The sequence below is a fragment of the Streptococcus sp. UBA632 genome, from assembly GCF_002300045.1.
GTDB classification, from domain to species: domain Bacteria; phylum Bacillota; class Bacilli; order Lactobacillales; family Streptococcaceae; genus Streptococcus; species Streptococcus alactolyticus.
On the sequence record NZ_DBPA01000054.1, the window covers coordinates 618 to 1,287 of the forward strand.

General features: G+C 39.3%; 2 pseudogenes. One reads left to right on the top strand and one right to left on the bottom strand.

Features of this window, described 5'->3' with window-relative positions:
- A pseudogene (locus B3473_RS06575) lies at positions 1 to 467 on the bottom strand (tRNA1(Val) (adenine(37)-N6)-methyltransferase); the annotation flags it as partial.
- A 116-nt stretch (positions 468 to 583) separates the two neighbouring features.
- Here B3473_RS06575 and B3473_RS06580 point away from each other — a divergent pair.
- Positions 584 to 670: pseudogene (locus B3473_RS06580) on the top strand (1-acyl-sn-glycerol-3-phosphate acyltransferase); the annotation flags it as partial.

Here is a 670-nt window from a genome sequence, read left to right on the forward strand (position 1 = left end):
CAGATTTCGTCCAAATTGGTCGTAATTTCATGCCTAGCAAGTAAATAGTGCTCAGAGAGGTTTTTCTTTGATGTTTCGGATACTTTGAAATATGGAGGGTTACAAAGAATCAAATCAACACCTGAACGGGGGACATGGTTGAGTAGATTTTTCAAATCATCTTGCACCATCTGCACTTGGTTTTCCAAGTGGTTGAGCTGGATAGAGCGTTGTGCCATATCAGCCAAGCGTTCTTGAAGTTCCACTTCGATAATGGGAGCCTTGGTGCGTGTGCTAGCAAAGAGCCCCACAGCCCCATTTCCTGAACAAAGGTCAACAATTAAACCACGTGAAGGTATTTTTGGAAAACGAGAGAGCAAGACACTGTCGATAGAATAGCTAAAAACATCCTTGTTTTGAATGATTTTTACATCTGTCGAAAAGAGTTGGTCAATGCGTTCACCCGCTTTTAAAGTTACATTAGTCATGCCATTTATTATAGCAAATTTTAGGGCAAGTCACTAGCACGCGGCACATTTATTCTTCCTAAAATAACTCAACCGTGGTACAATGTTAAGGATAATGAAAGAAAAGGAGCCCGCCTGTGTTTTATACGTATTTGCGAGGATTAGTTGTATTTCTTCTTTGGATTTTTAATGGCAATGCACATTATCATAATGAAGATAAAATA